This is a genomic window from Azospirillum rugosum (genome assembly GCF_017876155.1).
GTDB classification, from domain to species: domain Bacteria; phylum Pseudomonadota; class Alphaproteobacteria; order Azospirillales; family Azospirillaceae; genus Azospirillum; species Azospirillum rugosum.
This window is the reverse complement of record NZ_JAGINP010000037.1, coordinates 40,127-63,104: the sequence shown is the minus strand read 5'-3', so window position 1 is coordinate 63,104 and position 22,978 is coordinate 40,127. Positions and strand designations below refer to the sequence as shown.

The window sequence follows — 22,978 nt, the reverse complement described above, 5'->3', positions numbered from 1 at the left end:
CCATGGACACGACCATAACCCTGCGGGGCGCGGCGCTCGCCCCCGATGCCTCCGGCGCGCTGGTCTGGCCGGCGGAGCGGACGCTCGTCGTCGCCGACCTGCATCTGGAAAAGGGCTCCGCCTTCGCCGCGCGCGGGCGGATGCTGCCGCCCTACGACACGCGGGCGACGCTGGACCGGCTGGCCGGGCTGGTGGAGCGGCTGAAGCCGGCCCGCGTGATCTGCCTCGGCGACAGCTTCCACGACCGCCGCGCCGCCTCCCGCATGGACCCAGCGGACGTGGAGCGGCTGAAGGCGCTGACCGTGCGGGCGGAGGACTGGGTCTGGGTCACCGGCAACCACGACCCGGAGCCGCCGGAGGGATTCGGCGGCCGCATCGTCGATGAACTGGCGCTCGGCCCCCTGACCTTCCGGCACGAGGCGGTGCCGGGCGCGGTCGGGGAACTGTCCGGGCACCTGCACCCGGCCGCCGCCGTCCTGGTGCCCGGACGGCGGGTGCGGGAGCGCTGCTTCGCCTTCGACGGGGCGAAGCTGATCCTGCCGGCCTTCGGCGCCTTCACCGGTGGGCTGAACGTGCTGAACCCGGCGATTTCCGGCCTGCTCGCCAAGCCCTTCGAGGTGCATCTGCTGGCCCGCGGCAAGGTCCACCGCTTCCCGGCCGGCCGCCTGTCCCCCGACTCCGGGTAAAAGAAAACCCGGAGAGTCGGGGGTTGACTCTCCGGGCCAGGAGCCCTGCCGGATCGGCGGTGTGATCGGCAGGAGGGACCAAGCCCCGCCCCGCGCGGCCAACAACGTGGCCATCGCAAGGGGCGCGGCATGATGGGACGATACGAGGGGAATCCCGGTCCGGATCTCCGCGACCCGCAGATTTTTCCGGCCTTTCTTCGCCGCCGGATTCCGGTATCGTCCCGCCCATGACCGCCCCTCCCCGCCCCGTCCCCCGTCCCATAATCGTCTGGTTCCGCCACGACCTGCGCCTCGCCGACAACCCCGCCTTGGCCGCCGCCGCGGAGAGCGGGTCTCCGGTGATCCCCGTCCGCATCCGGGAGGAGGATCCGGACGACCGCTGGCTTCCCGGCGCCGCGTCTCGCTGGTGGCTGCACGGCAGCCTGGAGCGGCTGGGGGGCGCGCTGGCGAAGCTCGGCTCCCCCCTGGTCCTGCGCAGCGGCCGGCCGGAGGCGGTGCTGGCCGACCTCGCCGCCGAGACCGGCGCCGCCGCAGTCCATTGGAATCGGCGCTACGGGCCGGCCGCCGTAGCCCGCGACCGTCGGGTGGAGGAGGCTTTGGCGGCCCGTGGGATCGACGTGCAGGCCCACAACGCCGCCCTGCTGCTCGAACCGGAGGGCATCCGCACCAAGGGCGGCACGCCCTTCAAGGTCTTCACGCCCTTCTGGCGTGCCCTGCTCACCCTGCCGGAACCGCCCCACCCCACCCGCGCGCCCGACCGGCTGACCGCCCCGCCCAAGCCGGTGCGGAGCGAGCGGCTGGCGGACTGGGGGCTTCGGCCGACCAAACCCGACTGGGCCGGCGGCCTGCGCGAGACCTGGGAGCCCGGCGAGGACGCTGCGCGGGACCGGCTGGCCGACCTTCTGGACGGAGCCATCACCGAATACCCGACCCTGCGCGACCGGCCGGACACCGACGGCACCTCCCGCCTCTCCCCCCACCTCGCCTTCGGGGAGATCGGCCCGCGGCAGGTCTGGCACGCCTCCCGCCATGTTGCCGATGCCCACCCGGAGCGCGCCGCGGGGATCGACGCCTTCCTCCGGGAACTCGGCTGGCGGGAGTTCAACCACCACCTGCTCCATCACTTCCCCGTTCTGCCCGAGGATCCGCTGGACCAGCGCTTCGCCCGCTTCCCCTGGCAGACGGGAGAGGCGACGCTGACGGCGTGGCAGCGCGGGCGGACCGGCTACCCGATCGTGGACGCGGGCCTGCGCCAGCTCTGGCAGACCGGCTGGATGCACAACCGGGTGCGGATGATCGTCGGCTCCTTCCTGATCAAGGACCTGCTGCTGCCCTGGCAGACCGGGCAAGACTGGTTCTGGGACACGCTGGTCGACGCCGACCTCGCCAACAACGCCGCCAACTGGCAGTGGGTGGCCGGCTGCGGGGCGGACGCCGCCCCCTTCTTCCGCGTCTTCAACCCGGTCCTGCAAGGCGAGAAGTTCGATCCCCAGGGCGACTACGTCCGCCGCTTCGTGCCGGAGTTGGCCCGGCTGCCGGCCAAGTGGATCCACAAGCCCTGGCAGGCCCCGGCGTCCGTGCTGGCGGACGCCGGCGTGCGGCTGGGCCGCGACTACCCGGATCCCGTCGTCGAGCACGACGCTGCCCGCGACCGCGCGCTGGCCGCCTTCGCTACGGTCCGCCGGAAGGATGCCTGACCATCCGAATTCACCCGCACGTCATCGGTGCGCAAAGAAACCGTCACGCACCGCCGCTAAGGTCGCGGCGCCGCACCCAAATAAAGGAGGAGCGGCAGCCGCAGGCGTGAGGGGAAGACGATGGACAGCCGTGACCTGCCCCGGAAGGGCACCAAGTATCTGACGTTCGAGGGGCGGGAGGACATCGGTTCCAACCCGACGGACAACCCGACGATGGGCGAGGTCATCGGCGCGCGCTTCGGCCGCCGCGACCTGATGCGCGGTATGCTGGCCGGCACGGCGCTGAGCGCCATCGTCGGCCCGGCCGCGCTGCTGTCGTCCGCCGGCGAGGCTGAGGCCGCGCCGAAGGCGCCGAAGCCGACCAAGGCCGCTTTCAGCTTCCAGGAAGTGCAGCACGGCGTGGACGAGACGCACCACGTCGCCACGGGCTACGACGCGGATATCCTGATCCGCTGGGGCGACCCGGTGGTGCCCGGCGCGCCGGCCTTCGATCCGTTGAAGCAGACGGCCGCCGCCCAGTCCAAGCAGTTCGGCTATAACAACGACTTCGTCGGCTACGCGCCGCTGCCGCTCGGCTCCAAGTCGCCGGACCGTGCGCTGCTCTGCGTGAACCACGAGTACACCGACGAGGAGATCATGTTCCCCGGCGTCGGCGTGGAGCAGCAGAAGGCCAAGTTCGCCCGCCTGACCAAGGATCTCGCCGACATCGAAATGGCCGCGCACGGCGGCTCCGTCGTGGAGATCCGCAAGGTCCGGGGGAAGTGGACCTACGACCCGAACTCCAAGTTCAACCGCCGCATCACCGCGGAGACGGAGATCGCCATCACCGGGCCGGCCGCCGGCCACGCGCTGATGAAGACCAGCTACGACCCGACCGGCACGCGGGTCCGCGGCATGCTGAACAACTGCTCCGGCGGCATGACGCCGTGGGGCACCTGGCTGTCGGCCGAGGAGAACTTCAACGGCTACTTCTGGGGCCAGGTCGCCGACGACCACCCGAACGCCAAGTCGCTGAAGCGGCTGGGCTTTCCCGGCGAGTGGTACAACTGGGGCCAGTACCACGACCGCTTCGACGTGAACAAGGAGCCGAACGAGGCCAACCGCTTCGGCTGGATCGTCGAGATCGACCCCTACGACCCGACCTCCACCCCGAAGAAGCGCACCGCGCTCGGCCGCTTCAAGCATGAGGCCTGCCAGCTGGCGGTCGGCAAGGATGGCACCGTGGTCGCCTACACCGGCGACGACGAGCGGTTCGACTATGTCTACAAGTTCGTCGCTTCGAGGAAGTACAACCCGAAGAACCGCACCGCGAACATGGACATCCTGGCGGACGGCACGCTGTACGTGGCGAAGTTCCACCCGAACGCCACGGTGGAGTGGCTGCCGCTGGTCCACGGCCAGGGTCCGCTGACCGCCGAGAAGGGCTTCCCCGACCAGGCGACGGTGCTGATCAACGCCCGCCTCGCCGCCGACGCGCTGGGTGCGACCAAGATGGACCGCCCGGAGGACATCGAGGTCAACCCGAAGACCGGCCGCGTCTATGTGGTGCTGACCAACAACAACAAGCGCAAGCCGGAGCAGGTCGACGCCATCAACCCGCGCCCCGACAACCAGTGGGGCCACATCGTCGAGATCATCCCGGCGAACGGCGACCACGCGGCGACCAAAGCCGAGTGGCAGATCCTGCTGCGCGGCGGCAACCCGAAGGACCCGGCGACTGGTGCGCAGTTCCACGCCGACACCTCGGAAAACGGCTGGTTCGCCTGCCCCGACAACGTGGCGGTGGACAACCGCGGCCGCCTGTGGGTCGCCACCGACCAGGGCGAGGCCTGGAACAAGGCGTCGGGCACCGCAGACGGCGTCTGGGCCGTGGAGACGGAGGGCGACCTGCGCGGCCTGTCCAAGATGTTCTTCCGCGTGCCGGTGGGCGCCGAAATGTGCGGCCCCTGCTTCACCACCGACGACAAGACCCTGTTCGTCGCCGTGCAGCACCCGGCGACCGACGGCGTCGACCAGTGGGAGAAGTTCAAGGGCAAGCTGTCCTCCTTCGAGGACCCGGCGACCCGCTGGCCCGACTTCAAGCCGAACATGCCGCCGCGCCCGTCGGTGGTGGCGATCACCAAGAAGGACGGCGGCGTGATCGGTCTCTGACCGATAGGCTCGACCGTTCCCAACGATAAAGACACTCGCTCCAACGGGCGGCCCTACCCCCTGGGCCGCCCATTTTCTTTGCGTGCCTTTTCTTTGCGTCGCGGCTGACTACGTTATAAAATAACATCATGCCAGCCGCGACCAACCCCGCCAACCACGACCACGACCACTGCATCGCCGACGCGCTGACGCGCGCCGATGCGCTCTGCGCCGAACGCGGCGCGCGGCTGACCGCGCTGCGCCGCCAGGTGCTGGAACTGGTCTGGACCAGCCACCGCCCCCGGGGTGCCTATGCCATCCTGGAAGATCTCAGCCAGCGCGAGGGCAAGTCGGCCGCTCCGCTGACCGTCTACCGCGCGCTGGAATTCCTGGTGGAACAAGGGCTGGTCCACCGCCTTGAATCGCTGAACGCCTACATCGGCTGCGCAGCACCCGGGGCCGTCCATTCCGGCCAGTTCCTGGTCTGCGAGGCCTGCGGCAACGCCGTCGAGATCGACGACCCGCGCATCCGCGCGGCCATCGACACCATCGCCGCCGAACGCGGTTTCCAGGTGGACCGCCCCACCGTCGAGGTGCGGGGCCGGTGCACCGACTGCCAGGAGAAGACACCGTGAACGCCCCCGCCAGCCCCCAAGCCGGGGTTTCGCCCCGCCTGCCCGTCTCGGTGCTGACCGGCTTCCTCGGCAGCGGCAAGACCACGCTGCTCCAGAAGCTGCTGCATCATCCGGGCATGGCGCGGACCGCCGTGGTGATCAACGAGTTCGGGGAGGTCGGGCTCGACCACCTGCTGGTCGCCAAGGCGTCGGAGAACATGGTGCTGATGGACAGCGGCTGCCTGTGCTGCACCATCCGCGGCGACCTCGTCGACACGCTGCGCGACCTGTTCCTGAAGCGCGTGCGCGGCGATATTCCGGAGTTCGACCGGGTGGTGGTGGAGACCACCGGCCTCGCCGACCCGGCGCCGATCATCCACACGCTGATGAGCGACCCGCTGCTGGCCGCGCGCTTCCGCCTGGACGGCGTGATCACCACGGTGGACGCGGCGCACGGCGCGAACCAGCTCGACCGCCAGCCGGAGAGCGTGAAGCAGGCCGCGGTCGCCGACCGCATCGTGCTGACCAAGACCGACGTGGCGACCCCCGCCACGACCGCGGCGCTGATGCAGCGGCTCGCCGCCATCAACCCGGCAGCACCCGTCATCCCGGCCGCCCACGGCGACGTGGACCCGAAGACCCTGTTCGACGCCGGCCTCTACAACCCCGAGACCAAGAGCCCCGACGTCGCCCGCTGGCTGAAGGAAGAGGCCTACCGCGACGACCATCATGATCATGACCACCACGATCATGACCACGAGCATGGCCACGCCTGCGGCCCCGACTGCGGGCATGATCACGGCCACGACCATCACCACCACGACGCCAACCGGCACGACGACCACATCCGCGCCTTCTGCATGGTGGTGGACGAGCCGATTCCATGGAACAGCTTCATCGACTTCATGGAGGCCCTGATCGCCGTCGGCGGGGAGAACCTGCTGCGGATCAAGGGGCTGCTGAACGTCAAGGAAAGCGAACTGCCGGTCGTCGTGCACGGCGTGCAGCACATGTTCCACCCGCCCGTCCGGCTGGAGGAATGGCCGAGCGACGATCACCGCTCCAAGATCGTCTTCATCACCCGCGACATCAGCGAGGCCGTCATCCAGCCGATGTTCGACCAGTTCGTCCGCGGCACGACGGAGAGCGCATAATACCCTCTCCCGCCTCCGGCGGGAGAGGGAGGGACTCACGCGTCCGCGTGGGAGGGTGAGGGCTAGGTTCTCGGGATGACCTTGCCCTCACCCTCCCGCGTTCCGCGGGCCCCTCCCTCTCCCTGCGGAGCAGGGAGAGGGTTTCTCCTCACGCCCGCAGCAGGTCCACGAAGCGGCGGCAGGCGCTGATATCGGTCCGAAGCGCGGCGCGGCGCTTCGTCGCCTCCGGATCCTCGCCCCAGGCTTCGATCTGGAAGGTCTCGTCGAGCTGAGACACGGCGAAGGCCTCCTCCGCGTCGATCCGCCCTTCGACCAGCGCCAGCGCGACGATCAGCGAGCCGCAGGAGCCGGTGGCGGTCTGCAAGGCCGACAGGGTCCAGTCGTCGTAGGCCTCCACCGCGTGGCGCAGCGCGCGCAGCGCGTCCGGCGGCTGCGGCTTCGGCATCAGGCCGGCGTTGACGTGCAGCGGCGCGTCGTAGCGCAGCGCCGCCCAGTCCAGCAGAGGCTGCCACGCCTGGGCCTGCCGCTCGACCAGCGCCTGCGGGTGCTCGGCTCGGTAGCACAGCAGGTCCGTCTCGGCGTAGGCGGCGACACCGTCCACGATGGCCTGACGGCCCTTACCGATCAGGTCCACCGCCGTGCTGGCCAGCTGCATCAGCGGCATGGCGTTGGGGTCGATGGTCTCGACCTGGGCCTCCCACTCCGCGGCGACCGCCTGGGCGAGCGGCCAGCTCTTGAAGACGAGCGGCGCCTTGGCCGGGCTGCGGATGGGACGGTTGTCGAGGCGCACCTCGAAGCCGCCGGCCTCCGCGGGCGCCGGCTCGACGGAGGTGGTCTTGTAAAAGCGCTTCATCACGATCCTTCGGCTTCGTTCAATCGTCTTGCTGGCCGTCTTGCTGGCCGTCCTGCCGGCCGTCCTATCCGTGGTCCAGCAGGGCCAGCACCGCCTCGGCCACCGCCGGCCCGCGGTGCACGATCCGGCTCGCCCCGGCGGCTTCCAGCTCGGCCACCGCGTGGTAGCCCCAGGAGACGCCGACGGACGCCACCCGCGCGTTGCGGGCCATCTGAATGTCGTAGGTGGTGTCGCCGATCACAACCGTGCGCGCGGCCTCCACCCCCGTTTCCGCCAGCGCGCGGTACACCATGTCCGGGTGCGGCTTGCCGGGGCCGATGTCGCTGGTCTGCAAGGTGACGAAGCGCTCGGTCAGCCCATGGTGCGCCAGCACGGCGTCGAGCCCCCGGCGCGACTTGCCCGTCGCCACGCCCAGCAGCACGCCCCGCGCCTCCAGCGCGTCCAGCGCGTCGCGGATGCCGGGGAACAGCGGTTCCTGCAGGTCGCCGCGGCGACGCAGCGCCTGGAAGGCCTGCTTGTAGCTCTCCGCAATGGCAGCGTGGCGGTCGTCGTTGAGGTCCGGCAGCAGCAGGGCCACCGCCTGCACCAGCGGCAGGCCGACCATCCGCCGCACCTCCGCCGGGTCGGGCTCACCCAGCCCGTGCGCGGCCCAGGCGCTGGACATCGCGTCGAAGATGGCGAACTGGCTGTCCACCAGCGTGCCGTCACAGTCGAAGAGGGCAAGGCGCAAGGGGGCGCTCAAGGGAAGTCCTCCGGAGAAACGGGCGCATCGCCCCGGACTTATGCAGCCCGCATCGGAAAAGCGCAACCGCCCAGACGCAACCGCCCGGAAGGCCGCAACGCCGGACTTACTCGGCCGGGCGCAGCACCGCCGGGCGATGGTGGAGCAGGTGCATGGCCCCACCCAGCAGCAGGCCCCAGAAGGCGGAGCCGATGCCCCCGAAGGACAGGCCCGACGCCGTCACCAGCAGGGTCACCAGCGCGGCGGTCCGCTTGTCCTCCTCCTGCACGGCCCCCATCAGCGCGCCGCCGAAGGCGCCGACCAGCGCCAGCCCGGCCACCGCCTCGATCAGCACGGGCGGGGAACGGGTGACCATGGTGGCGGTCACACCGGCCAGCGCGGCGAAGAGGACATAGCCCATCCCACCGACGAAGGCGGCCTGCCAGCGGCGCGCCGGGTTCGGGTCGGCGTCGGGGCTGGCGCAGAGCGCCGCGGTGATGGCGGCGAGGTTCACCGTCGGCGCCCCGGCCAGCGCCGTTACGGCGGAGGCGGCACCGGTCGCCAGGAAGATCGGCCGGGTCGGCGGTGCGTAGTTGTAGGTCGCCAGCACGGCGAGGCCGGGGATGTTCTGCGACGCCATGGTCACGACGAACAGCGGCAGCGCGATGCCGACCATCGCTTCCCAGGTGAATCGCGGCTCGATGAGGGCCACCGACGGCCAGACCATGCCCGACAGCGCGCCGCCGCCCGGTGCCTCCAGAACCATGGCGCCGAGAGCCACCGCCACGGCCGCCGGTACGGCGTAGAGCCGCGCGACCCGCCCCACCACCGCCCAGGTCGCCAGCACCAGCAACGCCACGCCCGGCGCCTGCCCCACCGCCAGGAAGGGGGCGAGGCAGAGCTTCAGCAGGATGCCGGCGAGCATCGCGTTGGCCAGCGGCTTCGGGATCGCCCCGACCCAGCGGCCGAGCGGCGACCACAGCCCGACCACCACGATCAGCAGGCCGGTGACCACGAAGGCCCCCACCGCGGCGGAGAAGCCGCCCTCCACCGGCCCGGTCGCGGCGAGCAGAGCCATGCCCGGCGTCGTCCAGGCGATGCTGATCGGCTTGCGCCGGTGCAGACTGAGGCCCATGGCGACCAGCCCCATGGAGAAGCCGACCAGGACGAGGCCGGAAATGACCTGCTCCATGCTCGCCCCGACGGCGGTCAGGCCATGGATGACCACCGCGACCGAACTGGCGTAGCCGACCAGCGCCGTCAGCAGGCCGGCGGCCACCGCCTTGGCCGAAATGCCCGTCGCCGGGCTAAATTGATGGTCGGGCATGCCGCGGCTCCTTCATCGGGCGTGCATGGAAAGAGCCGCAGTGTTAGATTGGATACAATATCCTGGCAAGGGGAGAGTCCGCATGCCGGTCAACGACGCGCTGGCGCGCCTCGTCGCGCGGGCGCAGCCGCGCTTCCGCACCACGGCGGAGTTCGTGGAGGCCACCCTGCGCGAGGCCATCCTGACCGGCGCCATCGCGCCCGGCACGCCGCTGCGGCAGGAGGATCTGGCGGAAACCTTCGGGGTCAGCCGCATGCCCGTGCGCGAGGCGCTGCGGCAGCTTGAAGCGCGCGCGCTGGCGGAATTCCACCCGCACCGCGGCGCCGTGGTCGCGGAGATCTCGGCCACCGACGCGGCCGACATCGGGGCGATCCGCATGGCGCTGGAGCCCATGGCCCTGCGCCTGTCCCTGCCGGGCCTGACCACGGACGACCTCGCCCAGGCCGAAGAGCTGATCGCCGAGATGGACGGGGAAACCGACCCGGGCCGAATGGGGGAACTGAACCGGCGCTTCCACATGACGCTCTACGGCCGCGCCGGGCGACCGCGCCTGCTGGCGCTGGCGGAGCAGCATCTGCTGGCGGCCGACCGCTATCTGCGCTTCCAGTTCGCCGCGCTCGGCTACCAGCCGCGCTCCCAGGACGAGCATCGCGCCCTTCTGGACGCCTGTCGCGCAGGGGACGGGGCCACCGCCGAACGCCTCGTGGCGGAGCATGTCGGCGAGGCGGCGGAGCAGCTGGCCGCGTTCCTCAAGGATCGCGTGGCGGGATAAGCGTTCCGTCCGTCTCGACAGGCGCTGCGCGAAGCCCTATTGCGTAAAGCCATCGTTGGACACAGCCACGGCCGACATGCCCACGTCTGAGACCCCGCTCCCGAACGTCGACGAGACCGAAACCCGGATCCGCATCGCCGAGGGTTCCCTCTTCGCGAAGGTCTGGACGCCGGACGCCCGGGATGCCGCGGCGCCCGCGCCCATCATCCTGTTCCACGATTCCCTGGGCAGCGTCGACCTGTGGCGCGGCTTTCCGCGGCGGCTTGCCGCGACGACCGGGCGGCGCGTCGTCGCCTACGACCGGCTCGGCTTCGGCCGCTCCGATCCGCATCCGGGGAGGCTGGACGTCGAGTTCGTCGCGGCGGAAGGGCAACGCACCATTCCCGCGCTGTGCGATCAGTTGGAAATTGCCGACTTCGTCGCCTGCGGGCACAGCGTCGGCGGCGGCATGGCCGTGGAAACGGCCGCCCTGTTTCCCGTCCGCTGCCGGGCGCTGGTGACGATCGCCGCCCAGGCCTTCGTGGAGGACAAGACGCTCGCGGGGATCCGCGTCGCCCAACGGGGGTTCGAGGATCCCGCCAATCTCGCCAAGCTCGCGAAATACCACGGCGAGAAGACGGAATGGGTGGCGGACGCCTGGATCAACACCTGGCTGTCACCCGAATTCGCGGACTGGACCCTGGACAAGGCGCTCGCCAAGGTCCGCTGCCCGGTGCTGGCGATCCACGGTGAGTGGGACGAGTATGGATCCGATGAGCACCCCACGCGCATCGCCGCCGGGCGCGGCACCGCGCGCATCCTCCCCAAGACCGGTCACGTGCCGCACCGGGAGAACGAGGCGCTTCTGGTCGAGGTGATCAATGAATTCCTAAGGGGCGTGGTCGCACTGGGCTCCCCTCCCGACCTCCCCCCATCTTCGACGGGGGGAGGAGTCAATCCCCTCCCCCGCGAAGTGGGGGAGGGTTAGGGTGGGGGCCCGACGCGACCACTCCCCATCCCCTCAATCCACGTCTTCGAACGGGTCGCCCTTCAGGTTCGGGCTGAAGCCCAGGTACTTCCAGGTCGTCGCCATGTGGTCGGGAAGCGGCGCCGTCACGTCGATCACCCGGTTGCCGCCGCGCGGGTGCGGCAGGATCAGGCGGCGGGCGTGCAGGTGCAGCTTCTTCGGCACCTCCGCACCGGCCAGGAAGGCCCCCTGCCCGGCGTACTTGCCGTCGCCCAGGATCGGTGTGCCGATGGCGTTCATGTGGACGCGCAGCTGGTGGGTGCGGCCGGTGCGCGGCCACATGGCGACGAAGGCCGCCTGCTTCCCGGCGTTCTCCAGCACCGTGTAGTAGGTGATGGCGCGCTTGCCGTCGTCGTCGTCGCCAGCCACACGCTCCCCATGCGGCCCGCCTTCCTTGGCCAGCGCCAGGTCGATCTTGCCCTGATAGGGCTTCGGCACGCCGACTGTAGCGCCCCAATAGATCTTGCGGACGTCACGGCCGCGGAACAGCTCCGTCAGCTTGGACGCCGCGAAAGTGTTGCGCGCCAGCAGCAGGACGCCCGAGGTGTCCTTGTCCAGCCGGTGCACCAGCTTCGGCCGCTCGTTCGCGTCGAAGCGCAGCGCGTCGAGCATGGCGTCCAGGTGCTTGGCGGTGTTCGTGCCGCCCTGCACGGCGAGGCCCGCCGGCTTGTTCAGCGCGATCACGTCGCCGTCCTTGAACAGCACCAGCGCGCGCAGCGCGGCGATGTCCTTCTCCGACATGGCCGGCTTCTTCGCCGCGGGCTGGGCGGGCGCCCCCTCCGGCTTCGCCCAGTCGGCCAGCGGCGGGATGCGGATGGCCTGCCCGGCGCCGAGGCGAGTCGAGGTCTCCGCCCGCTTGCCGTCCACGCGGATCTGGCCGGTGCGCAGCAGCTTCTGCAGATAGCCGTGCCCCACGTCGGGAAAATGGCGTTTGAACCAGCGGTCGAGCCGGATGTCGGCCTCGTCGGCCGTGACCGTCCGCGTCTCGACGTTGCCGGCCTTTTGGGGGTCGGCCTTTTGGGCGCTGTTCTGGGCGGGGGCTTTCGTTTCACTCATCACAAGGGTACCGACACAAGAGAACGCACGACCGCGAGGCCGGCAAAGAAGCCCGCGATGGTCAGCACCATCGAGGCCAGCACATAACCCGCCGCCGACAGGAAGGCGTCGCGGGAAACCAGAAGCCCCACGTCCAGCGTGAAGGAGGAAAAGGTCGTGAACCCGCCCAGCACGCCCACCATGATCAGCGCGCGCAGCTCCGGCGAGGGCGACCACACCAGCGCCGCCAGCTCCGCCAGCACGCCCATGGTGAAACAGCCGATGGCGTTGACCGTCAGCGTTCCATAGGGGAATTGCGTGCCGAGCCACTGGCCGACCGCCGTCATCAGCAGGTAGCGCGCCACCGACCCGACGGCGCCGCCGACGGCGACCGCGACGAGAGAGGCGGGGGATGCGAGCACGTGCCCTCCGACGGCGATGGGGGGATCGGGTTGGGGTTTTCGGGTTCCGGGCGGATTAGAGCCAGAAATCCGGCGACTTGTCACGCGTTGGGGGCGCATGGCCGCGTGTCGGAACGGTTTCCCCCGCCCAACAATGCCCGTCAGGCCGGCAGGCGGAAGGAGCCGCCGTCGGGCTCACCCACATCGTCGCCGTTGCGCTCCGCACGGAAGCGGGCCGACATCGCGTAGGCGTGGCGGCGCATCCGCATGATGGAGCCGAGCGGACGGTGCGCGGCAAGCCCGTGCCAGGGGCTGAAGGAGAGCCGGTCGTCCCCGGCCTTCGACCGCTCCGGGCTCCAGGCCACCTGCGGGTCCACGGTGATCCGGGCGACCGTGACGTAGGGGCTTTTGTCCTCCGGCCACTCCACCGCGGCGTTTTCGATGGGCATGGCCTCCAGGTCGGTGCAGAGCTGCACCCGCAGCTCCCACGTCCCGCCATGCCGGCCGAAGAAGTCCACCACCGCCTCGCGCAGCCCGTCCGGCTTGCCGTTGACGTTCAAGGGCGCGCCGCTCAGCGCGACCAGCTCCTCCGACACCGGCACGACGCTGACCTTGGCCATGTAGTCGCCGTAGCGGATCGGCACCTGGCTGTAGAAGCGCTCGCCCAGGATGTGCCGCTCCGGCTCGCCGCCCATGGTCTTCAGCGTCACGCTCTGCCCGCCGAAGGCCTCGACCACCGCCTCCGCGCCGCGCAGGCCGGCGGACACCACCTTCTTCGCCGTCGGAGCGCGATCGGTGGTCGCCGCCAGCAGCTTCAGGCTCCCCAGGAACGACTTGCCGTCCGGCACCGCGAAGACCGGCCCGTTGACCAGGACGAAGTCCTGTGTGGTCTGCCCCTCCGACCCCGGCAGCCGCTCGCCCGGCACGCCCATCACCTTGATGGCGAGGCCGCGCGGGGTCGACACGCTGTCCGGCAGGATGTCGCCCGGCGTGGTGGACAGGCGCATGACGACCGGATAGCGGTCCGCCCGCGCGAACAGCCCCTGGGCGAGGACCGGCGGCAGCCCGTCCAGCACCTCCAGCTGGCCGACGAGCAGTCCGTGGCTCTTGGCGTGGACGCTGCGCAGGCCGTGGCCACCGTCCTTGTAGGTCGTCTTGCTGATCGACAGCATGGTGTCCGCCAGCGCCGCGGCGGTCTCAGACTCGTCCGCCTCGGGCGTTTCGACGGACGGGTCGTAGCGCAGCGGGTCGGACGGGGGCGCGGCGGGATCGTTTTGGGACACAGGGACCTCTCCGGAGAAGCAAAGCCCGGCCAACAGGCCGCGTCCGCCCGGTGTTCCGTCCGCTCAAGCGTTCGTGAGCGTGCCGCCGCCGTCCCCCACGCCGTAAATCCACCCCTCCTGCCGGCGCGCGCGGGCGTCCATGGCGGGCGGGTTCCATACCTCCGGCCGCTCCGCCAGCCAGCGCATCCCGGCCGCGGACACCAGCGCGTCGGCGTCATGGTCGGTGACACGACCGGAAAGTCGGGCGGGCCGCGCCCCCAGGAAGCCGAGTGCCGTGTCGACGTCCTGGGCATCGCGGATCTTGCGCAGGCCGAAGCCGGCGCGCTTGAGGAACAGGCGCGGGTAGATCTCGCAGAAGACCATGTGCCCGGGCCGCGGGGCATCGAAGGGCCAGACGGCGACCCGGTCCGGGGCGGCCCGCTTCAGGGCGCGCAGCATCCGCATGCCGGCCAAGGCCCCCTTCCCCACCTGCTTGGAGCCGATCAGCTTGTAGGGGCTCTGCGGGCTGCCGTAGCCGTCGGCGCGGCACATCCGCTCCGTCAGGCGATGCGGGTCCCGGTACCAGTCCGGCTGCAAGCCGGACCGCCAGAAGTCCGCGCCATAGTCCGGATGCTCCGCGAAGGCACCCCCGGCAAAGTCCGGGTCGCCGGCGGCCACCGCCTCCACCCGATCCCACAGGTCGAAGACCGTCGCGGCCTCCGGGTCGGGGAAGTAGCGCGCAGCGACGTCGAAGGGCAGCGAGAAGGCGCAGTCGATGCCGACCAGCGCGGGGCCACGCTCCAGCGCCGCCAGCAGCCACGCGAACACCTCCGTGCGCGACCACCAGCCGGCCGGCGGTTCGACGAGTCGCGGCGGGGCATCGCCGGACGCGCATTCCGCCACCGCGATCCCGGCGTAGCGCCGCCCGCGCGCGCCGGACCAGTCGACGGCAATGAAGCGGGGGAAGGCTGGAACCTGTTCGCTCGTTTCGGCCAAGAAATGTCTCACCGGTCAGAAGTCCATCGAAGGAACGCGGAAATTTCCGTGCGGCGCCAAAATGACCCTGGAGGCTTCGGCTCCCCTGCGCAACACTGAACAGGCGCCGTCCTTTCCACCAGCCCTGTCCCGCCATGCCCCAATCCTCTCTCGCCAATCGCGTCGCGGGCGCCTACACGGTTGCCGGCACGGCCTGGATTCTGGTGAGCGGCGAAGCCGTGAGCCGGATTTTCGGAACCGACCTCGCGACCCACAGCCTGTTCGAGATCGGCAAGGGCCTGCTGTTCGTTACGGTGACCGCCGTCGCGCTGCGCTGGCTGCTGGTCCGCGAGCTGAAGCGCCGGAGCGAGGCCGACGAGGCCAGGGTCAAGGCCACCGAGCGCCTGGTTCTGCTGCTCCAGCAGTCGGTGGAGGCTCTGTCGCACACGCTGAGCCAGCGCGATCCCTACACGGCCGGCCATCAGGCGCGCGTGTCGGCGTTATCGGTGGCGATCGCGGAGCGGATGGGCCTGCCGGCGGACCGGGTGGACGCGATCCGCACCGGCGCCCTGCTCCACGACGTCGGCAAGATCGCCATTCCCGCCGAGATCCTTTCCAAGCCGGGCCGGCTCAGCCCGGACGAGTTCAACCTCGTCAAGGGCCACGCCCGGATCGGCACGACCATCGTCGCCAAGATCGACTTCGACGCCGCCGTCCACGCGGTTGTCGGCCAGCACCATGAACGGCTGGACGGCAGCGGCTACCCCCAGGGCCTGCGCGGCGACGCGATCCCGCTGGAGGCGCGCATCGTCGCGGTGGCCGACATCGTGGAGGCCATGACCTCCCATCGCCCCTACCGTCCCGCCCTGGGCATCGCGGCGGCGGAGGCGGAGGTCCGCGCTCTGCGGGGGCACAAGCTCGACGCCACAGCGGTGGACACCTGCCTTGCGGTCATCGCGGACGGGCTGGAGAAGGTCTGGCCGGACTATGGCACGGCGCCGACCGATTTCCGGCCGATGTCCGTCTTGAGCGCAACGCCGTAACCGCCGTCACCCCTCGCCCGACTTCCGTTCCCGCAGCTTCGCCCAGTAGTCCTGGCGCTTCTTGATCTCGCGCTCGAATCCGCGCTCCACCGGCTGGTAGAAGTCGCGCCGCGCCATGCCGTCGGGAAAGTAGTTCTGGCCGGAGAAGCCGTCGGCCGTGTCGTGGTCGTAGGCGTAGCCCTGACCATAGCCGATTTGCTTCATCAGCTTGGTCGGCGCGTTCAGGATGTGCTTGGGCGGCATCAGGCTGCCCGTCTCCTTGGCGGCGCGCACGGCGCTCTTGTAGGCCGTGTAGCCGGCGTTCGACTTGGGCGCGGTGCCGAGATAGATGACCAGCTGCGCGATGGCCAGTTCGCCCTCCGGGCTGCCCAGCCGCTCGTAGGCGTCCCAGGCGGCGATGGCCTGGGTCAGGGCGTTGGGGTCGGCCATCCCGATGTCCTCGACCGCGAATCGCGTCAGGCGGCGGGCGATGTAGCGCGGGTCCTCCCCGCCCTCCAGCATGCGGCTGTACCAGTAGAGCGCCGCGTCGGTGTCGGAGCCGCGCAGTGACTTGTGCAGCGCGCTGATGAGGTTGTAGTGCCCCTCCTGCGCCTTGTCGTAGATCGGCGCGCGGCGCTGGATGGTGGTGGCGAGGCCGTTGTTGTCCAGAACCGTGCCTTCCGGCAGGGCGAACAGCTCCTCGCACAGGTTCAGGCAGAAGCGGCCGTCGCCGTCGGCCATGGCCTTCAGCGCGGCGCGCGCGTCCGGCTCCAGCGGCAGGGAGCGGCCCATCTCCGCCTCGGCGCGCGACAGCAGCTTTTCCAGCGCCGCGTCGTCCAGCCGGTTCAGCACGAAGACCTGGGCGCGGGACAGCAAGGCGGCGTTCAGCTCGAAGGACGGGTTCTCCGTCGTGGCGCCGACCAGCGTGACCGTGCCGTCCTCGACATAGGGTAGGAATCCATCCTGCTGCGACCGGTTGAAGCGGTGGATCTCGTCGATGAACAGCAGCGTGCCCTGCCCCGCGGCGCGGCGCGCCTTGGCCGCGTCGAAGACCTTGCGCAGGTCGGCGACGCCGGAGAAGACCGCGGACAGCGGTTCGAAATGCAGGTCGGTGGACTGGGCGAGCAGGCGCGCGATGGTCGTCTTGCCGCAGCCGGGCGGCCCCCACAGGATCATGGAGGCCAGCCGCCGCGCCGCGACCATGCGGCCGAGCGGGCCGTCGGGCTTCAGCAGATGCTCCTGCCCGACGACCTCGCCGAGGGTGCGCGGGCGCAGCCGGTCGGCCAGCGGGCGGGGGGCACCCGCCTCGAACAGGCCGCCGGTGCCGCCGGTGTCGGCGCGCTTGCTCATCGCGACCCCAGGCTCACGACCTCAGCGAGTCGCCGCGCCGCAGCGCTGGTAGCACTGGCGCAGCTGGTATTGGCAATTGTCGGTCGGGGTGAAGGGCTCCATCCGATCCGGGCGCTCCACGCCGCTCTGCGAGCGGGCGGCGACCGAGTCCATGCAGGAGTTGTTGCTGCGCTCGCACTGCACGCGGCACGAATCGCCGCTGCCGTCGCCCGTGCCGCCCAGGCGCAGCGACTGGTCGTCCGTCCCCGGACGCGTCGCGGGCAGCGACCGCTGCGGGGCGGAGGTGCCGGGCGACGCCGTGGAGGCGGTCGGCGCCGGGCCACCGGCCGCGGGGCCGGACCGCCGGGCCGGGCCGTCCGAGCAGGCGGACAGCGCGACGAGGGCTAAGGCCAGCACCGGCCCAAGGATGGTGATCGGACGGAACATCGCGGCTACGGCTCCCATTGTTCTTGCACGGCCCCTGTGGTTGGCGGATGGTCCGGAATGGACCGGCCGCGGGCTCGGCGCCCACTATGCCGGGAAGGCAAGCGATAAGGGAATGACTCAAATGGGCCCCACCAGCGGAGGTCAGCCTCCACGCCGGCGCAGTTCGATCATCGTCTTCGTGGCCCTGCTCGCCATCGGCCTCGTGATGCTGGTCGGGCGCATGCTGGCACGGCCGGACGTCAGCGTCGGCGAACTCATCGTCCCGGTGCTGGGCGGAGCGGCGATGGCCGCCGCCATCGGCTTCATCGTGCTGCGCGACCGCCGTGACCGCGCCGCCCTGCCCCCGTCCCGGCGCGACTCGCAGGACCAGGGCATGCCGGATTGACGGTGCCGCGCCCCTCCCCACACGGAGGGGCGCTGCGCTCTACACGAACTTGAAGCTGAGCAGGCCGCCGATGACGATCACCAGCAGCACGGTGGTCACCAGCATCAACCGCTTCTCGATGATGTCGCGCACCTGCGGCCCATAGAAGTGCAGCAGGATGGCGATCATGTAGAATCGCGAGAATCGCGCCACGATCGAGCACAGGATGAACACCGTCAGGTCGAGGTGCGCGAATCCGGCCGTGATCGTCAGCAGCTTGTAGGGTATCGGCGTCACGCCCTTCAGGATCAGGAACCAGGGGCCGAACTCGGCGAACATGTCCTGGAACCGCTGGAACGAGTCCTGGGCGTTGTAGAAATCGATGATCAGGCGGCCGATGCTCTCGAACAGGTAGAAGCCGACGGCGTAGCCGAACAGCCCTCCGATCAGCGAGGCGAGCGCGCAGATGTTCGTGTAGCGCCAGAGCTTCTTCGGTTCCGACAGGCACATCGGAACCAGCATCACGTCCGGCGGAAGCGGGAAGAAGGAGCTTTCCGCGAAGGACACGCCGGCCATCCACCAGACGGCGTCCTTACGGGCGGAGAGCTGCAGGATGCGATTGTAGAGAGGTCTCAGCATACCGCGCGCGCGGCGCTCCCCCGTCCGTAACGGAACCCAGACACCGGAAACCCTCCCCCCGGGAATGAACCCGGAGGGAGGGCCGGTCGATCACCCATATCGGTTGCCGAAGCCGCGGGGGCAATGGCAACGACGGGATTTCATCGGGTCTCGGAGATCAGGCCGCGGCCTCGGTCTCCTCGGCGACTTCCACCGGGCCGGAGTCCTGGCCCTTGGCGTCGACGTCGCGGTCGACCAGCTCGATCACGCCCATGGCGGCGGCGTCGCCGTAGCGGAAGCCGGCCTTCAGGACGCGGGAGTAGCCGCCCTGGCGGTCCTTGTAGCGGTCGGCCAGCACGGTGAAGAGCTTGGCCACCATCGCGTCGTCGCGCAGCTGCGCGAAGGCGAGACGGCGGTTGGCGAGGCCGCCCTTCTTGCCGAGCGTGATCAGGCGCTCGATGATCGGGCGCAGATCCTTGGCCTTCGGCAGGGTGGTCTTGATCTGCTCGTGCTTGATCAGCGCGTTCGCCATGTTCGAGAACATGGCCTTGCGGTGGCTGCTGGTCTTGCTGAACTTACGTCCGGAAACGCCGTGACGCATGACGGTCCTCCTTCATGGCGTGGCCCCCCTCGGGGAGCCGGTGGTGAACCCCGCCGCCCAATCCGCAATGGTTGGTACGGCGCGGGGCGGGCCAGTTGCGGCCCTGGGAACTTGCGCCCCCTCCCCGACCCTCCCCCGCTCACGCGGGAGAGGGAGATTGGTCCCCTCCCTCGCCGAAGGCGGGGGAGGGTTAGGGAGGGGGCAAAAAACGACGAGACTTAGTACGGCTCTTCCAGACGCTTGGCCAGCTCTTCGATGTTCTCCGGCGGCCAGTTCGGGATTTCCATACCCAGGTGCAGACCCATCTGGGCCAGCACTTCCTTGATCTCGTTCAGCGACTTGCGGCCGAAGTTCGGGGTGCGGAGCATCTCCGCCTCGGTCTTCTGCACCAGGTCGCCGATGTAGACGATGTTGTCGTTCTTCAGGCAGTTGGCCGAACGGACCGACAGTTCCAGCTCGTCCACCTTGCGGAGCAGGTTCTTGTTGAACGGAACCTCCTCGTGCTTCTCCTCGGCGACCGCGTGGGTCGGTTCCTCGAAGTTGATGAACAGCTGCAGCTGGTCCTGGAGGATGCGGGCGGCGAGCGCCACCGCGTCGTCCGGCTTCACGGCGCCGTTGGTCTCGACGACCATCGACAGGCGGTCATAGTCGGTGACCTGCCCGACGCGGGCGTTGTCGACCTTGTAGGACACCTTGCGGACCGGCGAGAACAGGGCGTCCACCGGGATCAGGCCGATCGGCGCGTCCTCGGGACGGTTCTGGCTGGCCGGGACGTAGCCCTTGCCGGTCTCGACCGTCAGTTCCATGTTCAGGCGGGCGCCGGCGTCCAGCGTGCAGATGACCAGATCCGGGTCCATCACCTGGATGTCCGCACCGGTCTCGATCATGCCGGCCTTCACCTCACCCGGGCCTTCGGCGCGCAGGCGCATGCGCTTCGGGCCGTCACCGCCCATGCGCAGGCCCATCGACTTGATGTTGAGGACGATGTCGGTCACGTCCTCGCGCACGCCGGGGATGGAGGAGAACTCGTGCAGCACGCCGTCGATGTGGATCGACGTCACGGCCGCACCCTGAAGCGAGGACAGCAGAACGCGGCGCAGCGCGTTGCCGAGCGTCAGGCCGAAGCCGCGCTCCAGCGGCTCAGCCACCACGGTGGCCGTGCGGTCGGCGTCGTCGCCGGGCTGGATGTCCAGCTTGTTCGGCTTGATCAGTTCCTGCCAGTTCTTCTGAAGAGCCACAGTCATACCTCATGCCATCGGTTGGACGCAGGCCCGCGGCGACCGACCGTTCCCATCCGATGGCGCCGCGATGGCTGCGGCGCCTGTCCCGGAACGGTGGGTCCCCGCGGGTGCGGAGTGAACAGAATGCTTAGACGCGACGCTTCTTCGGCGGACGGACGCCGTTGTGCGGAATCGGCGTGACGTCGCGGATCGAGGTGATCTGGAAGCCGATCGACTGCAGGGCGCGCAGGGCCGACTCACGGCCCGAACCCGGACCCTTCACCTCGACCTCGAGGGTCTTCATGCCGTGCTCCTGAGCCTTGCGGCCGGCGTCCTCGGCAGCCACCTGGGCGGCGTAGGGCGTCGACTTGCGCGAGCCCTTGAAGCCCATCGTGCCCGACGACGACCAGGCAATGGTGTTGCCCTGCGCGTCGGTGATGGTGATCATCGTGTTGTTGAAGGAGGCGTTCACGTGGGCGACGCCGGCGGTGATGTTCTTGCGCTCACGACGGCGAAGACGCTGCGAAGCGGCGGAGGGCTTAGCCATGGTTGGTTCGTCCTCTTACTTCTTCTTGCCGGCGATCGGCTTGGCCGGACCCTTGCGGGTGCGGGCGTTCGTGTGGGTGCGCTGGCCGTGGACCGGCAGGCCCTTGCGGTGACGCAGGCCGCGGTAGCAGGCCATGTCCATCAGACGCTTGATGTTCATCGCGACCGAACGGCGCAGGTCGCCTTCGACCTGGTATTCGGCGTCGATGGTCTCGCGGATCTTCAGGATCTCGTCGTCGGTCAGCTGGTTCACGCGGCGCTCGGCCGGGATGCTCAGCTTCGTGCAGATTTCCTTGGCCTTGAACGGACCAATGCCATGGATGTAGGTCAACCCGATCTCCACGCGCTTCTGCGCGGGGATGTTGACGCCAGCGATACGCGCCACGCCTGCTCTCCTCGATATCTCAACGGCAACCCTTGTGGGCTGCCTACACACCGATTGTTTCCCAATGCCGGGGGACCCGACCTCGGGACGCAAAAGATACCCGCCGGCCCGTCTGGGCGGCAGGGAGGGGCCGAATATAGAAAAAGTCGAATTCTTGTCAAGGCGATTCAGCATGCCCGGCGCAATTCGCGCGGCCTGCGCGACGCCTGCGGCTTTCCCGCCGTTGACAAGCATCGCCGCAGCTTCTGAGATGCGCAAGCGCGACGAGAATCCCGCCCCCTCCGCAGGCACGATCCCGAAGGCACGACCGATGATCCGCACAGGCAGCCCCGTTCGACGCTTCCGCTTGACCAAGGTCGTGGCCACGCTGGGGCCGGCGTCCTCCTCGCCGGAGATGATCCGCAGCCTGTTCGAGGCCGGCGTGGACGTGTTCCGCCTGAACTTCAGCCACGGCACGCACGAGGACCACGGGCGGCGCCTCGCCGCCATCCGCGCGCTGGAGGCGGAGCTGGACCACCCCATCGCGGTCATGGCCGACCTCCAGGGTCCGAAGCTGCGGCTGGGCACCTTCGCCGCCGGCCCGGTGACCGTCGGCGCCGGCCACCGCATTCGCCTGGACCTGTCGACCGCGCCCGGCGACGCGACCCGCGTCGGCCTGCCCCACCCGGAGATCTTCGCCGCGCTGGAGCCCGAGTCCGAGCTTCTGGTGGACGACGGCAAGGTGCGGCTGCGCGTGCTGGATTGCAGCCCGGACCATGCGGACTGCGTCGTGGTGTCCGGAACGCGCCTGTCCGACCGCAAGGGCGTGAACGTGCCGGGCGTGGTGCTGCCGCTGTCGCCGCTGACCGAGAAGGACCATGAGGACCTGGCCTTCGCGCTGGACCAGGGCGTGGACTGGGTGGCGCTCTCCTTCGTGCAGCGTCCGGACGACGTGGCGGAGGCGCGCAAGCTGATCGCCGGCCGCGCCGCGCTGATGTCCAAGATGGAGAAGCCGCAGGCCATCCAGCACCTCGACCAGATCATCGAGCTGTCGGACGGCGTGATGGTCGCCCGCGGCGACCTGGGCGTGGAGCTGCCGGCGGAGGACGTGCCCTCCATCCAGAAGCGCATCGTTCGCGAGTCGCGGCGCGCCGGCAAGCCGGTGATCGTGGCGACGCAGATGCTGGAGTCGATGATCGGCGCCCCCGCCCCCACCCGCGCCGAGGCGTCGGACGTCGCCACCGCGGTCTATGACGGGGCGGACGCGGTGATGCTGTCGGCCGAGACGGCGTCCGGCAGCTACCCCATCGAGGCGGTGTCGATGATGGACCGCATCGCCCGGCGCGTGGAGCAGGACCCGCTCTACCGCACCATCATGGACGCCCAGCATCCGGACCCGCAGCACACCGCCGCCGACGCCATCACCGCGGCGGCGCGGCAGGTCGCCCACACCATCCAGGCGGCCGCCATCGTCACCTACACGACCAGCGGCTCCACCACGCTGCGCGCGGCCCGCGAGCGGCCGGAGGTGCCGATCATGTGCCTGACCTCCAGCCTGGAGACGGCGCGCCGCCTGCAACTGGCCTACGGCGTCCACAGCGTCCATTCGGCGGACGTCGCCAACTTCAGCGAGATGGTCCAGAAGGCCGCCCGCTGCGCCCACGAGGACGGGCTGGCGGTGGAAGGCCAGCGGCTGGTCATCACAGCCGGCGTGCCCTTCGGCACCCCCGGCAACACCAACATCCTGCGGATCGCCTGGGTGGGGGCGGATTGAGGGAAATCGTCGCACTGGGCCCCCACCCTAACCCTCCCCCACCTTCGGCGAGGGATGGGA

At 69.9% G+C, this 22,978-nt stretch carries 24 protein-coding genes; 10 read left to right on the top strand and 14 right to left on the bottom strand.

Features of this window, described 5'->3' with window-relative positions; genetic code table 11:
• Positions 1 to 2: 2 nt before the first annotated feature.
• The 5 genes from pdeM (at position 3) to J2851_RS33660 (ending at position 6,281) form a co-directional block, all read left to right on the top strand.
• A complete protein-coding gene (pdeM, locus tag J2851_RS33680) occupies positions 3 to 686 on the top strand; it encodes a ligase-associated DNA damage response endonuclease PdeM (RefSeq protein ID WP_417281626.1) in 684 nt (227 codons plus the stop codon).
• Between the two features lie 227 nt (positions 687 to 913).
• On the top strand, positions 914 to 2,383 hold the full coding sequence (locus J2851_RS33675) for a cryptochrome/photolyase family protein (protein ID WP_209772933.1): 1,470 nt from the start codon (positions 914 to 916) through the stop codon (positions 2,381 to 2,383).
• 120 nt (positions 2,384 to 2,503) lie between these two features.
• Positions 2,504 to 4,534 (top strand): PhoX family protein, encoded by a 2,031-nt coding sequence (locus J2851_RS33670; protein WP_209772930.1) that lies wholly within the window; start codon positions 2,504 to 2,506, stop codon positions 4,532 to 4,534.
• A gap of 128 nt (positions 4,535 to 4,662) precedes the next feature.
• Positions 4,663 to 5,148, top strand: coding sequence for a Fur family transcriptional regulator (locus tag J2851_RS33665; RefSeq protein ID WP_209772927.1), 486 nt, complete (start codon positions 4,663 to 4,665; stop codon positions 5,146 to 5,148).
• Positions 5,145 to 6,281, top strand: a complete 1,137-nt coding sequence (locus J2851_RS33660; RefSeq protein WP_209772925.1) for a CobW family GTP-binding protein — start codon at positions 5,145 to 5,147, stop codon at positions 6,279 to 6,281. Before J2851_RS33665 ends, J2851_RS33660 begins: the two co-directional genes overlap by 4 nt.
• A 148-nt stretch (positions 6,282 to 6,429) precedes the next feature.
• Here J2851_RS33660 and J2851_RS33655 read toward each other — a convergent pair whose 3' ends face one another.
• From J2851_RS33655 to J2851_RS33645, 3 genes are all read right to left on the bottom strand, one after another.
• Positions 6,430 to 7,134, bottom strand: coding sequence for an ATP12 family chaperone protein (locus tag J2851_RS33655; protein ID WP_209772923.1), 705 nt, complete (start codon positions 7,132 to 7,134; stop codon positions 6,430 to 6,432).
• Positions 7,135 to 7,198: 64 nt separating this feature from the next.
• Complete coding sequence (locus tag J2851_RS33650; RefSeq protein WP_246501110.1) at positions 7,199 to 7,876, bottom strand: HAD-IA family hydrolase; 678 nt, start codon at positions 7,874 to 7,876, stop codon at positions 7,199 to 7,201.
• 106 nt (positions 7,877 to 7,982) lie between these two features.
• A complete protein-coding gene (locus J2851_RS33645; protein ID WP_209772921.1) occupies positions 7,983 to 9,182 on the bottom strand; it encodes a benzoate/H(+) symporter BenE family transporter in 1,200 nt (399 codons plus the stop codon).
• A gap of 82 nt (positions 9,183 to 9,264) precedes the next feature.
• Here J2851_RS33645 and J2851_RS33640 point away from each other — a divergent pair, with 82 nt between their 5' ends.
• Positions 9,265 to 9,954: a GntR family transcriptional regulator gene (locus J2851_RS33640; RefSeq protein ID WP_209772913.1), complete on the top strand. Its 690-nt coding sequence runs from the start codon at positions 9,265 to 9,267 to the stop codon at positions 9,952 to 9,954.
• Positions 9,955 to 10,009: 55 nt separating this feature from the next.
• Positions 10,010 to 10,921, top strand: coding sequence for an alpha/beta fold hydrolase (locus tag J2851_RS33635; RefSeq protein WP_246501109.1), 912 nt, complete (start codon positions 10,010 to 10,012; stop codon positions 10,919 to 10,921).
• A 33-nt stretch (positions 10,922 to 10,954) separates the two neighbouring features.
• On the opposite strand, the gene J2851_RS33630 is transcribed toward J2851_RS33635, so the two are convergent.
• The 4 genes from J2851_RS33630 to J2851_RS33615 form a co-directional block, all read right to left on the bottom strand.
• Positions 10,955 to 12,016: an RluA family pseudouridine synthase gene (locus J2851_RS33630; RefSeq protein WP_211114517.1), complete on the bottom strand. Its 1,062-nt coding sequence runs from the start codon at positions 12,014 to 12,016 to the stop codon at positions 10,955 to 10,957.
• On the bottom strand, positions 12,016 to 12,417 hold the full coding sequence (gene crcB, locus J2851_RS33625) for a fluoride efflux transporter CrcB (protein ID WP_209772911.1): 402 nt from the start codon (positions 12,415 to 12,417) through the stop codon (positions 12,016 to 12,018). Before crcB ends, J2851_RS33630 begins: the two co-directional genes overlap by 1 nt.
• A 140-nt stretch (positions 12,418 to 12,557) precedes the next feature.
• Positions 12,558 to 13,679, bottom strand: coding sequence for a catalase family protein (locus J2851_RS33620; RefSeq protein WP_307420934.1), 1,122 nt, complete (start codon positions 13,677 to 13,679; stop codon positions 12,558 to 12,560).
• A 63-nt stretch (positions 13,680 to 13,742) separates the two neighbouring features.
• On the bottom strand, positions 13,743 to 14,654 hold the full coding sequence (locus J2851_RS33615; protein ID WP_209772909.1) for a hypothetical protein: 912 nt from the start codon (positions 14,652 to 14,654) through the stop codon (positions 13,743 to 13,745).
• 134 nt (positions 14,655 to 14,788) lie between these two features.
• Between J2851_RS33615 and J2851_RS33610 the strand changes: the two genes are divergently transcribed.
• Positions 14,789 to 15,676 (top strand): HD-GYP domain-containing protein, encoded by an 888-nt coding sequence (locus J2851_RS33610; RefSeq protein WP_209772905.1) that lies wholly within the window; start codon positions 14,789 to 14,791, stop codon positions 15,674 to 15,676.
• A 6-nt stretch (positions 15,677 to 15,682) separates the two neighbouring features.
• On the opposite strand, the gene J2851_RS33605 is transcribed toward J2851_RS33610, so the two are convergent.
• Both J2851_RS33605 and J2851_RS33600 read right to left on the bottom strand, forming a co-directional pair.
• Positions 15,683 to 17,005 carry a replication-associated recombination protein A gene (locus J2851_RS33605; RefSeq protein WP_209772890.1) on the bottom strand — a complete coding sequence of 441 codons (1,323 nt, stop codon included), beginning with the start codon at positions 17,003 to 17,005 and terminating at the stop codon, positions 15,683 to 15,685.
• A gap of 21 nt (positions 17,006 to 17,026) precedes the next feature.
• Positions 17,027 to 17,431 carry a hypothetical protein gene (locus J2851_RS33600; protein WP_209772887.1) on the bottom strand — a complete coding sequence of 135 codons (405 nt, stop codon included), beginning with the start codon at positions 17,429 to 17,431 and terminating at the stop codon, positions 17,027 to 17,029.
• 121 nt (positions 17,432 to 17,552) lie between these two features.
• On the opposite strand from J2851_RS33600, the gene J2851_RS33595 reads away from it, so the two are divergent.
• Positions 17,553 to 17,816 carry a hypothetical protein gene (locus J2851_RS33595; RefSeq protein ID WP_209772875.1) on the top strand — a complete coding sequence of 88 codons (264 nt, stop codon included), beginning with the start codon at positions 17,553 to 17,555 and terminating at the stop codon, positions 17,814 to 17,816.
• A gap of 39 nt (positions 17,817 to 17,855) precedes the next feature.
• Here the strand turns inward: J2851_RS33595 and J2851_RS33590 are convergent, their stop codons facing one another.
• From J2851_RS33590 to rpsM, 5 genes are all read right to left on the bottom strand, one after another.
• A complete protein-coding gene (locus tag J2851_RS33590) occupies positions 17,856 to 18,434 on the bottom strand; it encodes a YqaA family protein (protein WP_209772872.1) in 579 nt (192 codons plus the stop codon).
• A 157-nt stretch (positions 18,435 to 18,591) separates the two neighbouring features.
• Positions 18,592 to 19,014: a 50S ribosomal protein L17 gene (gene rplQ, locus J2851_RS33585; protein WP_209772869.1), complete on the bottom strand. Its 423-nt coding sequence runs from the start codon at positions 19,012 to 19,014 to the stop codon at positions 18,592 to 18,594.
• A 218-nt stretch (positions 19,015 to 19,232) separates the two neighbouring features.
• Positions 19,233 to 20,258, bottom strand: a complete 1,026-nt coding sequence (locus J2851_RS33580) for a DNA-directed RNA polymerase subunit alpha (RefSeq protein WP_209772866.1) — start codon at positions 20,256 to 20,258, stop codon at positions 19,233 to 19,235.
• Positions 20,259 to 20,382: 124 nt separating this feature from the next.
• Positions 20,383 to 20,781 (bottom strand): 30S ribosomal protein S11, encoded by a 399-nt coding sequence (rpsK, locus tag J2851_RS33575; RefSeq protein ID WP_012974490.1) that lies wholly within the window; start codon positions 20,779 to 20,781, stop codon positions 20,383 to 20,385.
• Positions 20,782 to 20,796: 15 nt separating this feature from the next.
• Positions 20,797 to 21,165 (bottom strand): 30S ribosomal protein S13, encoded by a 369-nt coding sequence (gene rpsM, locus J2851_RS36165; protein ID WP_209772863.1) that lies wholly within the window; start codon positions 21,163 to 21,165, stop codon positions 20,797 to 20,799.
• A gap of 310 nt (positions 21,166 to 21,475) precedes the next feature.
• Between rpsM and pyk the strand changes: the two genes are divergently transcribed.
• A complete protein-coding gene (gene pyk, locus J2851_RS33565) occupies positions 21,476 to 22,918 on the top strand; it encodes a pyruvate kinase (protein WP_209772860.1) in 1,443 nt (480 codons plus the stop codon).
• Positions 22,919 to 22,978: the final 60 nt, after the last annotated feature.